The organism is Colwellia meonggei (assembly GCF_057537295.1).
Genome location: NZ_BAAJLZ010000011.1, coordinates 20,123 through 36,686, shown reverse-complemented (window position 1 = coordinate 36,686; position 16,564 = coordinate 20,123). Strand labels below are relative to the sequence as shown.

General features: G+C 39.3%; 16 protein-coding genes. 5 read left to right on the top strand and 11 right to left on the bottom strand.

Features of this window, described 5'->3' with window-relative positions:
* Positions 1–30: 30 nt before the first annotated feature.
* Positions 31–1,434, bottom strand: coding sequence for a Re/Si-specific NAD(P)(+) transhydrogenase subunit beta (gene pntB, locus AC27E9_RS18005; RefSeq protein ID WP_487132599.1), 1,404 nt, complete (start codon positions 1,432–1,434; stop codon positions 31–33).
* A gap of 11 nt (positions 1,435–1,445) precedes the next feature.
* Complete coding sequence (locus tag AC27E9_RS18000; protein ID WP_487132598.1) at positions 1,446–2,984, bottom strand: Re/Si-specific NAD(P)(+) transhydrogenase subunit alpha; 1,539 nt, start codon at positions 2,982–2,984, stop codon at positions 1,446–1,448.
* A 287-nt stretch (positions 2,985–3,271) separates the two neighbouring features.
* Here AC27E9_RS18000 and AC27E9_RS17995 point away from each other — a divergent pair, with 287 nt between their 5' ends.
* Positions 3,272–3,790, top strand: coding sequence for a gamma carbonic anhydrase family protein (locus AC27E9_RS17995; protein ID WP_487132596.1), 519 nt, complete (start codon positions 3,272–3,274; stop codon positions 3,788–3,790).
* Positions 3,791–3,950: 160 nt separating this feature from the next.
* On the opposite strand, the gene AC27E9_RS17990 is transcribed toward AC27E9_RS17995, so the two are convergent.
* The 9 genes from AC27E9_RS17990 to rnm form a co-directional block, all read right to left on the bottom strand.
* Entirely contained in the window at positions 3,951–4,499 is a 549-nt protein-coding gene (locus tag AC27E9_RS17990; RefSeq protein WP_487132594.1) for a YcgN family cysteine cluster protein, read from the bottom strand.
* Between the two features lie 19 nt (positions 4,500–4,518).
* Positions 4,519–5,574, bottom strand: a complete 1,056-nt coding sequence (locus AC27E9_RS17985) for a lytic murein transglycosylase (protein WP_487132592.1) — start codon at positions 5,572–5,574, stop codon at positions 4,519–4,521.
* Positions 5,574–5,879, bottom strand: a complete 306-nt coding sequence (locus AC27E9_RS17980; RefSeq protein WP_487132590.1) for a YcgL domain-containing protein — start codon at positions 5,877–5,879, stop codon at positions 5,574–5,576. The genes AC27E9_RS17985 and AC27E9_RS17980 overlap by 1 nt, the downstream gene beginning before the upstream one ends.
* Before the next feature lie 130 nt (positions 5,880–6,009).
* Complete coding sequence (gene rnd / locus AC27E9_RS17975) at positions 6,010–7,161, bottom strand: ribonuclease D (RefSeq protein ID WP_487132588.1); 1,152 nt, start codon at positions 7,159–7,161, stop codon at positions 6,010–6,012.
* A 193-nt stretch (positions 7,162–7,354) separates the two neighbouring features.
* The gene (gene rluB, locus AC27E9_RS17970; protein WP_487132587.1) at positions 7,355–8,215 is read right to left on the bottom strand and encodes a 23S rRNA pseudouridine(2605) synthase RluB; all 861 of its coding nucleotides are present in this window, start codon (positions 8,213–8,215) and stop codon (positions 7,355–7,357) included.
* A 149-nt stretch (positions 8,216–8,364) separates the two neighbouring features.
* Complete coding sequence (scpB, locus tag AC27E9_RS17965) at positions 8,365–8,925, bottom strand: SMC-Scp complex subunit ScpB (RefSeq protein ID WP_487132585.1); 561 nt, start codon at positions 8,923–8,925, stop codon at positions 8,365–8,367.
* Positions 8,926–8,973: 48 nt separating this feature from the next.
* Positions 8,974–9,843, bottom strand: a complete 870-nt coding sequence (locus AC27E9_RS17960) for a segregation and condensation protein A (protein ID WP_487132584.1) — start codon at positions 9,841–9,843, stop codon at positions 8,974–8,976.
* Positions 9,844–9,884: 41 nt separating this feature from the next.
* Entirely contained in the window at positions 9,885–10,505 is a 621-nt protein-coding gene (locus AC27E9_RS17955) for an L-threonylcarbamoyladenylate synthase (RefSeq protein WP_487132582.1), read from the bottom strand.
* Positions 10,506–10,550: 45 nt separating this feature from the next.
* On the bottom strand, positions 10,551–11,423 hold the full coding sequence (rnm, locus tag AC27E9_RS17950) for an RNase RNM (protein ID WP_487132580.1): 873 nt from the start codon (positions 11,421–11,423) through the stop codon (positions 10,551–10,553).
* Positions 11,424–11,809: 386 nt separating this feature from the next.
* On the opposite strand from rnm, the gene AC27E9_RS17945 reads away from it, so the two are divergent.
* From AC27E9_RS17945 to trpCF, 4 genes are read left to right on the top strand one after another with little or no spacing between them, the layout of a single operon-like run.
* Positions 11,810–13,486: an anthranilate synthase component 1 gene (locus tag AC27E9_RS17945; RefSeq protein WP_487132578.1), complete on the top strand. Its 1,677-nt coding sequence runs from the start codon at positions 11,810–11,812 to the stop codon at positions 13,484–13,486.
* Entirely contained in the window at positions 13,483–14,142 is a 660-nt protein-coding gene (locus tag AC27E9_RS17940) for an aminodeoxychorismate/anthranilate synthase component II (protein ID WP_487132576.1), read from the top strand. Before AC27E9_RS17945 ends, AC27E9_RS17940 begins: the two co-directional genes overlap by 4 nt.
* Before the next feature lie 2 nt (positions 14,143–14,144).
* The gene (trpD, locus tag AC27E9_RS17935) at positions 14,145–15,170 is read left to right on the top strand and encodes an anthranilate phosphoribosyltransferase (RefSeq protein ID WP_487132575.1); all 1,026 of its coding nucleotides are present in this window, start codon (positions 14,145–14,147) and stop codon (positions 15,168–15,170) included.
* 1 nt (position 15,171) lies between these two features.
* Positions 15,172–16,563 (top strand): bifunctional indole-3-glycerol-phosphate synthase TrpC/phosphoribosylanthranilate isomerase TrpF, encoded by a 1,392-nt coding sequence (trpCF, locus tag AC27E9_RS17930; protein ID WP_487132573.1) that lies wholly within the window; start codon positions 15,172–15,174, stop codon positions 16,561–16,563.
* Position 16,564 lies beyond the last annotated feature (1 nt).

Genomic DNA, 16,564 nt, shown 5'->3' with positions numbered 1-16,564 from the left:
GCCTACGAAAACGAGCGGAAACGTATAAGTCTATAATGCTTTAAATATTTGCTCGACAGAGTCTTTCGCGTCGCCAAATAACATTTGTGTATTGTCTTTAAAGAATAATGGGTTTTGTACGCCCGCATAGCCAGTATTCATTGAACGCTTAAACACAATAACATTTTTTGCTTGCCAAACTTCAAGTACTGGCATACCCGCAATTGGACTGGCGGGATCTTCAGCAGCCGCTGGATTAACAGTATCATTAGCGCCAATCACCAATACCACATCCGTCTCTGAAAAATCATCGTTGATTTCTTCCATACCAAGCACAATATCATATGGAACTTTTGCTTCTGCTAATAGAACATTCATATGCCCAGGTAAGCGTCCAGCAACAGGATGAATGGCAAAGCGAACATCAACGCCCTTCTCTTTTAACGATTGCGTCATCTCGTAAACAGGGTATTGTGCTTGCGCGACGGCCATACCATAGCCTGGTGTAATAATAACTGACTTAGCGCCACGTAACATATCAGCCACAGCGTCGGCATTAACTTCAACATGCTCGCCATAATCAGTATCACTATCAATAACAACATCAGTGCCAAAACCTCCCGCAATAACACTGATAAACGAGCGATTCATTGCTTTACACATAATATAAGAAAGAATTGCTCCTGAAGAACCAACAAGAGCACCAGTAACAATTAGCAAGTCGTTACTAAGCATGAAACCTGCTGCTGCGGCAGCCCAACCAGAGTAAGAATTAAGCATAGAAACAACAACTGGCATATCAGCACCACCAATTGATGCCACTAAATGCCAACCAAAAACTAGTGCAATCGCTGTCATTAAGAACAAGGCAGTATTACCGCCACCTTGTTGTACGAACATTACCATTAAAATAAATGACAACACGCCCGCAGCCAAATTCATCTTATGTCGATGAGGTAACATCAACGCCGCTGAATTTATAATGCCGCGTAACTTACCAAAAGCCACAACTGAACCAGTAAAGGTTACAGCACCAATAAACACGCCTAAAAACACTTCAACTAAATGAATATTTGTCGCCATTTGCTGACTTTCAGTGAAATTAGCCATTACAGAATGGTCCATTTCAAAATAACTATTAAAGCCCACTAATACCGCTGCTAAACCTACAAAACTGTGTAATATTGCCACCAGTTCCGGCATCTGTGTCATTTCTACTTTTTTAGCTAACTGCAACCCTATCACTGCACCTATCACCATAGTGACAAAAATAATCCAAACGTTATCAACACGCGGATCTGCAATAGTGGCAATAAGCGCAATCACCATACCAGCAATACCATACCAATTGCCGGTTTCAGCCGTTTGCTGCTTGCTTAAACCTGATAAACTAAAAATAAATAATAACGCGGCTACAATGTAAGCTGCGCTGATCAAACCTTGAGAAAATTCCATAACAGCGCCCCTTATTTTCTAAACATTTTTAACATACGTTTAGTGACAACAAAGCCACCAACAATATTGATGGTAGCAATTAGAATGGCAATTGCAGCAAGTACCTGAATCAGTAAACTACTATTACCAACCTGCAATACTGCACCTACTACAATAATGCCTGATATGGCATTAGTTACACTCATTAAAGGTGTGTGCAATGAGTGGCTAACATTCCAGACAACGTTATAGCCAATGACACAAGCCAAAACAAAAACAGTAAAATGTGAAAGAAAGTCTGCCGGTGCAACACTAGCAACCCATGCAAACAATAAGGCTCCTGCAGCCATAAGTGCATGTTTTTTATTTTGGTTCATTGGCTCTTCAGGCTTCACCTCAATAACTTTAACGGGCTCTACCTTAGTTGCAGCTGGAGCAGCGCTAACTTGAATAACAGGTGGTGGAAAGGTAATTTCATCCTGTTTAACAACGGTCATGTTTCGAATTACGACATCTTCGAAATCAATATTTAACGTACCGTCTTTTTCTTTGCATAATAGTTTAGTTAAGCTGACTAGGTTATTAGCGTATAATTGCGACGACTGATTGGGTAGCCTCGAAACAAGGTCAGTGTAACCAATAACTTTAACACCGTTGGCATTAACTACTTTTCCCGCTTGGGTTAATTCACAGTTACCACCGCCAGCTGCTGCTAAATCAACAATGATACTGCCGGTTTTCATTGATTCAACCATTTCAGCGGTAATAAGTTTTGGTGCCGGTTTGCCTGGAATCATGGCAGTGGTGATAATAATATCAACATCTTTTGCTTGTTCGGCAAATAGTGCCATTTCTGCGTCAATAAAAGCTTGGCTCATTTCTTTAGCGTAACCATCACCAGCGCCAGTATCTTCTGGCTCTTCATAGTCGAGTTCTAAGAATTCTGCCCCCATACTCTCAATTTGTTCTTTTACTTCAGGGCGAGTATCAAATGCGCGAACAATTGCTCCTAAGCTACCTGCGGTGCCAATTGCCGCTAACCCCGCAACACCCGCACCTATGATCATAACTTTTGCCGGTGCCATTTTTCCTGCAGCAGTTATTTGCCCCGTTAGAAATCGACCAAAATGATGAGTGGCTTCAATTACGGCACGATAACCTGCAATGTTTGCCATTGAGCTAAGTGCATCCATAGATTGACTGCGCGTCATCCTTGGTACCATTTCCATCGCTAATGTTGTGATTTGCTTATCTCTCAATGCCATCAAAATAGCTTCATTTTGTGCCGGTGCAATAAAACTTATCAAATAAGCGCCTTCTTTCATTAACGCTATTTCATCAAGACTAGGTGGGTTCACTTTAAAAATGATATCGGATTGCCAAATATTCTTCTTGGTAACGGCAGTTGCACCTGCATCAATAAACTCTTGATCGGTAAAGCTTGCCTTGGTGCCACAACCTTTTTGTATTTGTACTGTAAAACCAAGCTTACCTAACGCAGTAACAGCCGTAGGTGCACTCGCCACTCGGTTCTCACCTGATGAGGTCTCTTTCGGTATACCAATAATCATAAATCACCCTTTTTCATCACAAATTACCCATTAAAGTCACTTTTCGATGCAACTTTATAATCAAAAACTTTAGGTAAATAATTAAACTGAACGTTAATGTTATTTTTATTTCTTTTTAGTTAGCTTAATGTTTTACCATTAATTGTCTACTTTTCATACATTAAGCTTATTTATTTTCAGTATAAGTTAGCGATAATGGTTTTTAATCTTTATAGTTCTAAGGTCTAGTTTGCAGACCAGCATAAATTACTTAAGCTGGTAATAATTATCTTAAACAGGAATATATTATGATTTATCGACTTGCTGATGTTAGCCCTAGCATAACCGATAGTAGTTTTATCGCTCCAAACGCAACATTAATTGGCGACGTTGTTTTAGGGGAACATAGTAGCATTTGGTTTAACGTGGTTATTAGAGCAGATCTCGCGCAAATTAAAATAGGTGAAAATAGTAATGTTCAAGATGGCTCTATCTTACATGTTGATGCAAAATTTCCGATGACCATAGGCGATAATGTCACCGTAGGTCATAAAGTAATGTTACATGGCTGTACTATTGGAGAAAACACGTTAGTAGGCATGAATGCTGTTGTACTTAACGGTGCTAAAATCGGCAAAAACTGTTTAATAGGAGCAAACAGCTTAGTCACAGAAAATATGGAAGTACCTGACGGCCACTTAGTGCTGGGGTCGCCTGCAAAAGTTATTAAAGCTCTTGATGTATCAACTCAAGCTTTATTTACGCAATCAGCTCAACACTATGTTGAAAATGGCCAGCGCTATTTAACTGAGTTGCAGCCTGTTTAACACCCGTTAGCAATTTTAAAATGATTTAAACAAGTAAGTAAAAGCTATTAAATACTAGACTCTTTAATAGCTATTTATTTGGGTATTACAAAAAATGGTACGTATAGATTGAAGTAGCTAGATTCAAAGTAGTTTTAAACATCTAAGATAAGCTTATAGCTCAATCTAAGTCATTTAACGGCCACGTTACAATATGCTCAGGAAAGTCTTCCAACTCAACATCATCATCTTTTACTATTTTGCCACGAACTGACATACCCGCTTGATGCATTGCTGATTTTTTGCCGTTATTTAATAGCGGGTGCCAAGATGGCATACCTCGCCCTTCTTTTAATCGACGGTAAGTGCAGCTCGGCGGCATAAAGAAAACATCGTCTAAATTTTCTTGTGTTAACTGCACACAATCAGGCACGAGCTCAGTGCGTTTGTCATACTTCGAACATTGGCAACTTTTATCATTAAGTAAATAGCAGGCAATATTCGAGTAATTCATTTGTTCACCATCAGCAATATGAGTTGTTGGCATAAGCTCTGTCTCATCTGTGGTGTTTTCATCATCAATAAACTTATGTAAACAGCACTTAGCGCATCCGTCACATAGCGACTCCCATTCCGGCCGGGTCATCTCATCTAATGATTTAGTTTCCCAAAAACGTTCAATAATAAACTTTTTTGACTTCAGCTTTGAACGACTGTTTTTCTTACTCATAAGGTTAACTTAATACAACTTATTGGATAGGTGGAAATTTAATGTGATCTGACAAATGCCCTACTGAACTAACAAAATAGTACGACAAATTCCAATGCATTAAGCTCTTGTAGTTATTATAAGCAAGATATGCGCGACCGTTGGCATCATCAGGAAAAACCAAAGCAGCTTTGATATCCACATTAGGTAAATTAGTGCCATCAGTACGACGAATACCTAAAGCTTGCCATTGTGCTAAAGTTTTTTCAGTTTTAGCCCAAGCTTTTAACCAGTTTTTACGACCGCCGGTATTTTTTGGGATAGCTAAAGCGACATCAAAATCACTTGGTAACTTAACTTGGCGTCCCCAAGTTAACTCATCATTCCAACCTTCTTTCTTAAGATAATTTGCCATTGAAGCAAAAACATCGGCTTGATTACCCCAAATATCTTTTTTGCCATCACCATCGCCATCAACAGCATAACCTACAAAAGACGTTGGCATAAACTGGTTTTGCCCCATAGCGCCGGCCCAAGAACCTTTCATGCTAGCAACATCAATATGGCCTTCTTTTAAAATTTGTAGCGCCGCCCACAACTGTTTCTTGAAAAACGCTTCTCTACGCCCTTCATAAGCTAAAGTTGATAAAGCCGAAATAACATTATAGTTACCCATTATTTTACCAAAATTGGTTTCTAAGCCCCAAAGAGCCACTATAAACCTAGCTTGTACGCCATATTTTTGTGCAACTTTTTCTAACAACACCTGGTGCTTTTTGTACATGGCACGGGCACGTTTAATTTTCCAATTAGGTAAACGTTTAGGTAAATAAGTATCAAGTGTTTCAACCTTTTCAGGCTGATTACGATCTGCTTTTACTGCCCGTTGATGAAACACAACGTTAGCAAATGACTCATCAATTAAGGCTTGCTCAAATCCTTTCGCTAACGCTTCTTGCTTTAAGCTTGCCATATATTGCTCAAAGCTGGGTTTTGTTTTGGCACTAGCAGCCTTGTCTGCAGCTATTGCCTGCTGTGATAAGAATACAAGACCAAATGACAATACTGCTATTTTCAGAGACTTAATTGAGCGCATTAGCCCTCCTCATCAGCAGATTGATTTTTATTGGCTTTTTTCATTTTTTCTTTATGTTCTTTTAACATATCTTCTTCTGGTGGTGTAAGTTGCAAATAATAACCTTGAGCTGATAAGTTTTCTTTTACCTTGTCTAGCTCGGCGAAGCCTAATTTAGTTTTGGTAGCAAGGTTTAGCACGGTAACCATAATGGGTGTACCAAACATTTTTAAGAGCGCTTCAGGAACATCAGAGAAGTCATCTCGTTTATTAATGAAAAGATAAGTTTGTGCTTTTTTGGAACTTTTATAAACACTACACAGCATAATGGAGACCTATGAAAAAAATGGTTTATGGAATTTTGTTAAAATATTTCGCTTAACATCAAATCATTAAGCTATCACAACAATATAAAAACAGATGAATTGTTATGTAAAAATTTATTTGAAACGAACTTTATTTAAAATCGTTTTCGGCGAACGCTTGCAACTTATCACCTAACAGCGGTTTACGCCAACCTTGTATTATATCAACTAACTGCGGCGTATTTTCCGCACCGTTAAGTTTAAAATGCCAAGAAAGAAATTGGTTTATTTGCTTTTTCGACGCTAAGTTCTCAACCAGTAAATTCGCTTCATCACCAACTTGGGCAATAAAGTGTTTAACTTTCTTAAAAATTTGCTTATAGCCTGGGTACTCGTCAAGGCGAACAATTTGTTTTGGTAATTCAGGGCTTTGCTGTTCATTAGCCCTTTTTAATACCATCAACATTGCTTTGCCTTTATGTCGAACATCTAGCAATTCAACACCTTCAATATTGCCCATAATACCGACATTACTTGGGTTAACTTGTGCTATTGCTAACAACGTATGGTCTTTCGCAATAAACCCAATAGGACGGTCTTTTTGCTTGGCCTGCTGATAACGCCAAATAGTTAATTGTTGTAGCCTAAATAATTGTTGAGGACTTAAACGCCATGCCATTTTAATATTGCGATAAAGCTGGTTTTCATCGATAGCACTAAATTTGCGCTCTATCATCAATTCACTTTCTTGCCTTGCTGCGGCTAACCAACCTGAGTTTTCAATATCCGCCATTAACAATGGTAATATATTAAATAAATGTTCAACGTCCGCTTGTGCGTATTTTAGCTGTTTTTCCGTTAATGGACGCTTCATCCAATCGGTACGCGATTCTGACTTATCAAGCTCGATATCAGTATAATGAGCGATCATCGCTGCGTAGCCCATCGACAAACCATGGCCTAAAAATGCCATGATAATTTGACTATCAATTAAGTTAACCGGGCGACAATTACCAGCGGTTAAAAATACCTCTAAATCTTCAGAGCAAGCGTGAAGCACTTTTTCGATATTGGGGTTTTCCATTAACTGCCAAACCGGCGTTAAATCAGTTATCGCTACAGGATCAATAAGCGCTAGCGTTTTACCATCATTAATTTGAATTAAGCCTAATTTCGCATATAGGGTGCGAGTTCTTACGAACTCAGTATCAATGGCAAGAACAGGTGCTTGAGAATAACTTTGACAAATTTGGTGTAACTGTTGGGCGTTTTCAACGTAGATTTTTTCAAGAGTTGCTTGCACGAAATGTCCTATAATAACCAATGAATGAGGTAAATATTTCCACCGTTGCCGACACCCAAAATGAGCGCTCAGAAGTTGTGAAATAAATTAATCTGTTAACGTTAACGGGTACAATATCTTATTTTCTCACAATGCCAAAATGAAAAGTGACAAGTAAGCTAAACAAACTTGCCACACGCATTGCGTTTAACTGTTAACGTCTGCGGCGAGTAGCCTGCTGACTGCGATGTTGATGTTTTTTTACCGAACGGCGTATTCTGCGGCTCTTGGCATTGTCCATCGCTTTTTCATCAACTTTTACCTTACTCTGGGTTTCAGGTGGTAAATCAACTAATTTGCGATAGTAATTAACGTCTTTTAGGTTTAATTCTGTCCAGCCACCAAGCGGCAATTGACGTTTCATTTCTAAATCGCCGTAACGAACTCGAATTAAGCGACTTACTTGTACGTCTTGGCTTTCCCATAAACGACGTACTTCTCGGTTACGCCCTTCTGAAAGTACCACATGGAACCAGTGGTTACGCCCTTCACCACCACGATAAGTTATTTTTTGAAATTTAGCTGGGCCATCTTCTAATTTCACACCATGGCGCAACGTTTGTAGCATAGCTTCGTTTACTTCGCCGAAAACACGCACTGCGTATTCACGCTCTACTTGCTTAGACGGATGCATTAAGCGGTTTGCTAGTTCACCATCGGTAGTAAACAGTAACATGCCTGACGTGTTAATATCTAAACGTCCTACAGCTATCCAACGACTGCCTTCAAGTTTAGGTAGGCGATCAAATACCGTCGGTCGCCCTTCAGGGTCTTTACGGGTACACATTTCGCCTTCTGGCTTGTTGTACATCAATACACGACATAAATCATCTTCAACAGGCTTGAGCTTTATTTGATGACCGTCTACACGGATCAATTCATTACCTTCCACACGGTCGCCTAAGTAGGCAGTTTTACCGTCAACGCTAACACGACCAGCGCTAATATATGTTTCCATTTCACGGCGAGAACCTGCGCCCGCACGCGCTAATACTTTTTGCAATTTTTCAGACATCTGTCTTAACTCTCTTACGTCAGTAACTTTATGAAAGTCTAAATAACATAACTTTCACTACGTCTCTGTCTCTTAAGTTTAGGGAATATTAACGATAGTAAATAAACCCTTCGATTGGTTTGATCTTAGCTTAATTTTAAACTAATACCTTAATTTGTTAGTTCAACCACCGACATTAATTCAGGTAATTGCTCAAGGGACGTTAATGAAAAGTAATCAAGAAATTCTTGTGTACTTGCATATAACACCGGTCGACCTGGTACTTCCTTATGTCCTACCGTTTTAATCCAGTTTCTTTCTGTTAGTGTTTTAATAATATGACTACTAACAGCCACCCCACGAATATCTTCTATTTCACCACGAGTTATCGGTTGTTTATAAGCAATTAATGCCAATGTTTCCAATATCGCTCGTGAGTACTTTGGCGCTTTTTCTTTATAAAGATGTGCTAAGTCGGCACTTAAATCTGTTGGGGTTTGAAAGCGATAACCAGTAGCAATTTTAGTTAATTCAATACCACGGTTTTTATAGTGCGCTTGAATGGCAATAATTGTATCACGAATACGTAAATTACTAACACGATATTCAATTAAAAAATCACGTTTAAGTGCCTGCACAGACAGTGGCTTGTCGGCTACAAATAGTGCGGCTTCTACCAAACGTGCTAACTTTTCATCACTAACATCTTTAAAGCGTATTTTATCGTTCATATAGCTCTTTTTAATAATTCACTATTCATTAGGGAAACAAGTATAAACTTATGCCGTATTTTTAGGTAAACAAACCCGTAACCGGCCATAAACTTCAGTTTGTAAGCAATCAATTAATGACTCTTTTATCAATTCTAATATGGCTAAAAATGTTACTACGACACCATTTTTACCTTCGGATAAAGTGAATAAGTCACTAAATTCGATGTAATTATTACTATTGTCTGCCTCTTTAAGCCGCGCCAAAATATCAGCCATTCGCTCACGCGTCGACAATGACTCTTTTTGAATATGATGATGTTCAAAGGCTTGATTACGCTTAATAACACCATGTAGTGCCGATACCAATTCTTGCAAATCAACTTTTGTATTTTCTACTTTCGGCACAAAATTTTCTGCCAACTCTACTTGGGCAATAAAATTATCGCGGCCCATTCGAGGTATGTCATCAATATTTTCTGCTGCTTGCTTGATCACCTCATACTCTTGAAGCTTTCTAACAAGCTCAGCACGCGGGTCGCCTTCTTCAGCTTCTACCGCTTGTTTAGGCAATAATAAGCGTGATTTAATTTCCGCTAATATTGATGCCATCACTAAATATTCAGCAGCCAATTCCAGCTTGATGTCTTTCATTAACTCAACATAGGCCATGTATTGAGTGGTGATAGGTGCGATTGGCAAGTCTAAAATGTCAAATTTTTGCTTACGGATCAAATAGAGTAATAAATCCAGCGGCCCTTCAAACATTTCTAGAATAACTTCTAGCGCGTCAGGGGGAATAAACAAGTCTTGAGGTTTATCTAATATGGCTTCACCACGCAAAAATGCAAACGGCAGAACTTGCTGTAGCATCACCCCTGATGCTTGTTCGTCATCGAGCTTTTTGCTGGTTTTTGGCAGTTCAGTTAGTTCTGACATTTTATTATTTTAAGCGCTAATAGTCTTAGGAAACGTCTATGCTATTGAAACGGTGTTGGGTCACCTTCACCCACGCGAATAATTTCAACATCGTCATTAGAAAAATCAATCACGGTTGTCGGATGTTCGCCTAAATGACCACCATTAATAATTAAATCAACTTGATGCTCTAAAATATCGCGAATATGCTCTGGGTCAAACTCAGCCATATCTTCACCAGGCATGATCAAAGTAGTCGACATAATTGGCTCACCGAGTTCAGCTAACAAGGCTTGAGCGATATTGTTGTCTGGCACACGAATACCTATAGTTTTACGTTTCGGGTTTAATAGTCGCTTAGGAACCTCTTTAGAGCCTTTAAAAATAAAGGTATATGGCCCGGGAGTATTGTTTTTCAGTAATCGAAAAGCACTATTATCGACCCGTGTATATTCAGATAACTCAGATAAATCGGAGCACATTAAAGTGAAATTATGTTCTTTATCTATATCACGTATTTTACAAACACGCTCTAAGGCTTTTTTGTCACCAATATGACACCCTAATGCATAACCTGAATCAGTAGGATAAACAATAACGCCACCTTGGCTTATAATAGCCGCAGCTTGCTTCATTAATCGGCCTTGCGGGTTATCTGGATGAACGTAAAAAAACTGACTCATGATGTGCTCCAATTATTAGTATAATTATCGAGTAATGACTAATTTTTACCATATTTGCCAAATAGGGTTTGCTTGTTCAGGCATAGTTAAATTACGGCCTAAATCACTCCAACGACTTGGCTGATGGAAATCTGACCCCATCGACGCATGTAAATCATATTCTAAACAAAAGCTTAGCATTAATTTTCGTTGTTCGTTATTCATTTGCGGTAAAACCACTTCTAAACCGTTACCTTGTGCCGCCTTAAAATCAACAATCAGGCGGCGTAACCATTTCGTTGATAAATCGTATCGTATTGGGTGCGCCATTACTGCCACACCGCCAGCAGCATGAATTGTTGCTACAGCTTCAACTATGCTGCACCAATTCGGTTTTACATAAGCTCGCTTGCCCTTACCAATATATTTATCAAACGCTGCTTGCATTTTACTGACCGCACCTTGCTGTAATAGAACTTTTGCAAAATGTGCACGAGTAATTGACCCAGTACCTGCCAATGCTTTGGCTTGTTGATAAACATCAGCAAAGCCGCATTTAGCGAGTTTTTCACCCATCGTTAACGCTCGCGTTTCTCTACGCTGCTGTTGTTGCGTGATTAACTCGGCTAACTCAGCATTACTGGTATCAATATTCAAACCGACAATATGAATTTCAAAACCTTGCCATTCGGTAGATATTTCAATGCCATCAATTAACGTTAATGGAATATTTTTATCTAAAATAGTTTGTTTTGCACTATCAAGCCCGGCAACAGTGTCGTGATCTGTGATGGCCAATACGTCAATTTGAAAATTAACCGCCCGCTCTATAAGCTCTTGCGGCGTAAGCGCACCATCAGAACAATTTGTATGGCTATGAAGGTCAACCCGCAAGCTTGATAAATCTTTATCATTTTTAAAATCAGTGGTTGACAACATAAGTGTAATCGGTTCTTCTATAGAGGCTTAAAACTACCTAAGGTATTAGCAAGTAGCTAAAATTAGGTAAGTGAATAAAACAATTTTACTGAGATAAAACAGATAATGATACAAGTAAAACAAACTATTTCTATGATTTGGTGGTGGCATAACTCTACATAAGTGGGTTGTGATGTTTACTTGTAAGTAAAAATTCAGAAAAACCCGCATTTTATTGCGGGTTTTTTGCTTTTATCTGACCGAGATTAAGCTGATATTTTCAGTTTGAATTAAAATTTTGAGAGACAACATGTTAAGAATTAAAGTTAAACGTTGGTTTTTATGGTGGCTTTTGCCTATTTACGCTGGATGACCGTATTTAAAATTATATTATTGTAGGAATAACCATGAACAACAAAGCACAACATCAAGATACTGCTATGCACCAGCAAATAGGTGCGGTAACAAGTATTACTAAAACCTTAAATTACCAGAGTGATCCCCTTGCGGTATTTCACACCTTATGTGGTGATGAACAAGGTCAATTAAAAGCAAACACCTTACTGCTTGAATCGGCAGAAATTGATAAAAAACATCAACTAAAAAGCTTATTACTTGCCGATACTGCGGTAAAAATTGTTTGTAATGGCCAACAAGTTACCTTTACTGCAAAAAGTAATAACGGCAACAATGCCCTTGCCTTCGCCAAAACCCAGCTAGCAAACAATCAGAATAGCATTACTATTACTGATATTGACGAAAATAGCTTCTTGGCAACTTATGCAGACATACCTGCAGAGCTAGACGAACGATCACGATTATTGGCTATTAACCCTTTTCAAAGCTTACGACTTTTTCAGGAACTCGAAAATTTAACTGACCACCCTTTCGCAATATTCCTTGGTGGCGCCTTTGCTTTCGATATGATGGCAATTAGCGAGCAATTACCCAAAGTAGTCGACGGCGAAAACACTTGCCCTGATTTTGTTTTTTATCTCGCAGAAACCATGATAATTATTGATCATGAAAAGCAAACAAGCGAAGTTATTGCCAATCTATTCTCTGGTGAGAATTACCACAACGAACAACAGACTATCGCCAATAGAATAGCGGAAATTGAAACAACGTTAGCTGATAACGTTACTGCAGAGCTGGCACCTAAAGCTAGCACTCAAAAAGTCACATCTGCGCAGTTAATGACCGATATTGACGACCAAGCTTTTTGCCAAATCGTTAATAACTTAAAAGAAAACATTTTAGCTGGAGATATTTTTCAAGTAGTACCTTCTCGTACCTTTAGTTTGCCTTGTTCTAATACTCTTAACGCCTACAAAGCCTTAAAGCGCCGCAACCCAAGCCCATACATGTTTTATTTACAAGACAGTGACTTTTGTATGTTCGGTGCATCACCAGAGTCGGCCTTGAAATATCAACAAAATAATCGCCAAGTTGAAATTTATCCTATTGCTGGCACACGACCACGAGGCTTTAATGCCGATGGCAGTTTGTCTCCAGATCTAGATAGTCGCATAGAGCTTGATTTACGCCTTGATAAAAAAGAACTCGCTGAACATATTATGCTAGTCGACTTAGCACGTAACGATATTGCCCGCGTTAGCCAACCCGGCACTCGCCATGTTGCCGACTTGTTAAAAGTTGACCGTTATTCACATGTAATGCATTTAGTCTCTAGAGTATGTGGCACTTTAGAAACTGAATTAGACGCCCTGCATGCCTACCAAGCTTGTATGAATATGGGCACACTTTCTGGTGCACCGAAAGTAAAAGCAACATCACTTATTCGCCAAGTAGAAGGCAAGCGACGTGGCAGCTACGGCGGGGCAGTCGGTTACATTACCGGTGATGGAGATATGGATACCTGTATTGTGATTCGCTCAGCCTTTGTCCGTAATAATGTTGCGCAAATTCAAGCTGGCGCTGGCGTGGTATTCGACTCAGATCCACAATCAGAAGCCAATGAAACTCGACAAAAAGCCCAAGCGGTTATCAGTGCGATAAATGATGCAGAATCAAAAGCACTTGTTATTAGTAGTGAAAAAGTAACACCGGAGCTTATGTCATGAATAATAAAAATACCTTAACCCAAGCTTTACCAGAAATTGTTATGTTAGATAACCTTGACTCATTTACCTACAACTTAGTTGATGAGTTTCGCTGTTTAGGCTATCAATTGACCATTTATCGCAATACCTTAAGCGCTGAGTTTATTTTTCAAAAGCTACAAGAAAAACAAAATACTAACCCAGCTGGCGCAATATTAGTTTTATCGCCTGGGCCAGGTGCTCCGCAAAACGCCGGCTGTTTAATGGCATTAATCAAGCTTACTGCGGGCAATGTTCCTATTTTAGGCATTTGCTTGGGTCATCAAGCATTAATTGAATATTACGGTGGTAAAGTTGGCCGAGCTTCAGAAGTTGTGCATGGTAAAGCATCAAACATTACGCATATTGAAAGTGATGAATTTAAAGATGTACAGCAACCTCTTCCCGTTGCCCGTTACCACTCTTTAGTCGCGTTAACTATGCCAAATACGCTTGAGACAACAGCGTATTTCACAACAGATAATGACGAAAAACTGGTGATGGCTATTGCGCAGCGTCAAGACAATATCATTGGTTTTCAATTTCATCCAGAATCAATTTTAACAACTTTTGGCAGCACTCTTTTAGCACAAAGCATCAAGCAGTTAGTAAATAACAATATGCTGAGCAAGGATTAATCATGGACAATATATTACAACAACTCGTTGACGGAAAATCGCTATCTCAAGCTCAATCTCAAGCATTTTTTGCTCAAGTCATGCAAGGAAACATTGCCCCAGAATTACTTGCTAGTGTATTAACAGCATTGAAAATAAAAGGTGAAACGCCGGAAGAAATCGCCGGTGCTGCAGTCGCAGTTAGAGAATATGCCACGTCATTTCCGCCACAAACACATGCAGTTAGCGATTGTGTTGGTACAGGTGGTGACGGAGCAAATACAATTAATATTTCAACCACCGCAGCGATATTAGCGGCCGCTTGTGGTTTACCTATGGCAAAACATGGTAATCGCAGCGTTTCTAGTATGTCTGGCTCTGCTGACTTACTAGAAGCATTTGGTGTTAATTTAACAATGTCGCCAGTAACTGCCAGTGAGTGTTTAGCAAAAGCAAACCTTTGCTTTCTTTACGCCCCAGCCTACCACCCAGGTTTTAAACATGCAGGCCCAGTACGAAAAGCTATGGGCATTCGAACTTTATTTAATATTCTCGGCCCGTTAGTTAACCCAGCAGCGCCAAAAATAATGTTACTCGGTGTTTATACACCAACACTTATACCTACAATGGCGAAAAGCTTAATGTTAACAGGGGTTGAGCGTGCATGGGTTGTTCACGGCAGTGGCTTAGATGAAATAGCATTACATGGCGAAACTCATGTGTGTGAAATCAATCAAGGTAAACTCGAACATAAAGTGGTAACACCTGAAGATTTTGGTCTAGCTCGTTATGAACTTGAAGATATCAAAGGCGGCACTCCGCAAGAAAATGCCGACATCATCAAAGCGATTTTATCTGGTAAAGGGCAAACTGCTCACAACAGTGCCGTTATTATTAACTGTGCTGCACTTCTTTATTTACACGGCAAAGCTGACAATTTAAACGCTGCAGCTGAATTAGCAAAAACGGTTCTAGCATCAGGTGAAGCATTAAAGGGCTTAGAACTATTAGTTGATATTTCAAACAGCAATAACGAGAGTAATAAGTAACATGGCTAACGTATTAGAAAAAATTGTTGCTGATAAACGCATTGAAGTGGCACAACGAAAAATTGATATGCCACTAGCAAGCTTTAAGAGTGCACTAGTTCCAACAGAAAAAGATATGTATGCAGCACTTGATAGAAACAGTGGCAAATCACACGCTGGTTTTATTTTAGAATGTAAAAAAGCATCACCTTCTAAAGGTTTAATAAGACCCGACTTTGACGTTGCTAGTATCTGTAGAACGTATGACAAATATGCCGCTGCTATTTCTGTACTAACCGACGAAAAATACTTTCAAGGCACCTTTGACTATTTAAAAACGGTTACTGACATTGTTAGCTGCCCCGTGCTAAATAAAGACTTTTTTGTTGATAGCTACCAAGTATATTTGGCTCGTCATTACGGTGCTGACGCTATTTTACTGATGTTAAGCGTACTCAACGACGAAGAATACCAGCAACTAGAAAGCGTTGCTAAATCACTGAATTTAGCTATTTTAACCGAAGTATCAAACGACGAAGAATTAACGCGTGCCATCAACCTTAATGCGAAATTGATCGGCATTAATAATCGTAATTTACGCGATTTATCGACCGACATTTCTCGTACCTTTGATTTTGCGCCAAAAATTCCTGCTGATAGAATTATTATCTCAGAGTCAGGTATTTATACCAATGCACAAGTGCGCGAACTTGCGCCAGCTGTCGATGGCTTTTTAGTCGGAAGTTCGGTAATGGCGAAGGATGATATTGATTTAGCCTGCAGAACGCTTATTTATGGTGAGAATAAAGTTTGTGGTTTAACTGCAGCAGAGTTTGCACAAACGGCTATTGAAAGTGGCGCACAATTTGGTGGACTTATTTTCGCAGAAAAATCACCTCGTTGTATTTCACTTTCACAAGCTGAAAGTATTGTTAACGCTGCGCCTAGCCTAAATTATGTCGGTGTTTACGTTAATGAATCCATAGAGACAATTGTTGAACATGCAAAACTATTAGCGCTATTTGCAGTGCAGTTGCACGGTGGTGAAGATCAGGCGTTTATCAATGAGCTAAAAGCAGCATTGCCAGAAAATTGTCAAATTTGGAAAGCAACTAAAGTTGAAAACGACATTCCACCATTAACACTTGAGCATGTTGACCAGTGGATCCTAGACGGTAAAAATCCAGGAAGCGGCGAGGCGTTTGGTTGGCGAGCGTTAGCCGAAAGTGAGCAAGACTTGTCACATTGCTTGCTCGCAGGTGGATTAAACCAAGACAATATTAGTAATGCTGTAATACAGCTAACCACACAAGATTTATTTGGTCTGGATATCAATTCAGGTGTTGAAGATAGCCCAGGCGTAAAAAGCCGTGAAAAACTAGCAAATGTTTTTGCGCAAATTCGGAATTATTAAA

What these genes read in the sequence shown, in the direction of transcription:
- pntB (WP_487132599.1), bottom strand. Translation starts at nt 1,434, where the DNA reads ATGGAATTTTCTCAAGGTTTGATCAGCGCAGCTTACATTGTAGCCGCG.
- AC27E9_RS18000 (WP_487132598.1), bottom strand. Translation starts at nt 2,984, where the DNA reads ATGATTATTGGTATACCGAAAGAGACCTCATCAGGTGAGAACCGAGTG.
- AC27E9_RS17995 (WP_487132596.1), top strand. Translation starts at nt 3,272, where the DNA reads ATGATTTATCGACTTGCTGATGTTAGCCCTAGCATAACCGATAGTAGT.
- AC27E9_RS17990 (WP_487132594.1), bottom strand. Translation starts at nt 4,499, where the DNA reads ATGAGTAAGAAAAACAGTCGTTCAAAGCTGAAGTCAAAAAAGTTTATT.
- AC27E9_RS17985 (WP_487132592.1), bottom strand. Translation starts at nt 5,574, where the DNA reads ATGCGCTCAATTAAGTCTCTGAAAATAGCAGTATTGTCATTTGGTCTT.
- AC27E9_RS17980 (WP_487132590.1), bottom strand. Translation starts at nt 5,879, where the DNA reads ATGCTGTGTAGTGTTTATAAAAGTTCCAAAAAAGCACAAACTTATCTT.
- rluB (WP_487132587.1), bottom strand. Translation starts at nt 8,215, where the DNA reads ATGTCTGAAAAATTGCAAAAAGTATTAGCGCGTGCGGGCGCAGGTTCT.
- scpB (WP_487132585.1), bottom strand. Translation starts at nt 8,925, where the DNA reads ATGAACGATAAAATACGCTTTAAAGATGTTAGTGATGAAAAGTTAGCA.
- AC27E9_RS17960 (WP_487132584.1), bottom strand. Translation starts at nt 9,843, where the DNA reads ATGTCAGAACTAACTGAACTGCCAAAAACCAGCAAAAAGCTCGATGAC.
- AC27E9_RS17955 (WP_487132582.1), bottom strand. Translation starts at nt 10,505, where the DNA reads ATGAGTCAGTTTTTTTACGTTCATCCAGATAACCCGCAAGGCCGATTA.
- rnm (WP_487132580.1), bottom strand. Translation starts at nt 11,423, where the DNA reads ATGTTGTCAACCACTGATTTTAAAAATGATAAAGATTTATCAAGCTTG.
- AC27E9_RS17945 (WP_487132578.1), top strand. Translation starts at nt 11,810, where the DNA reads ATGAACAACAAAGCACAACATCAAGATACTGCTATGCACCAGCAAATA.
- AC27E9_RS17940 (WP_487132576.1), top strand. Translation starts at nt 13,483, where the DNA reads ATGAATAATAAAAATACCTTAACCCAAGCTTTACCAGAAATTGTTATG.
- trpD (WP_487132575.1), top strand. Translation starts at nt 14,145, where the DNA reads ATGGACAATATATTACAACAACTCGTTGACGGAAAATCGCTATCTCAA.
- trpCF (WP_487132573.1), top strand. Translation starts at nt 15,172, where the DNA reads ATGGCTAACGTATTAGAAAAAATTGTTGCTGATAAACGCATTGAAGTG.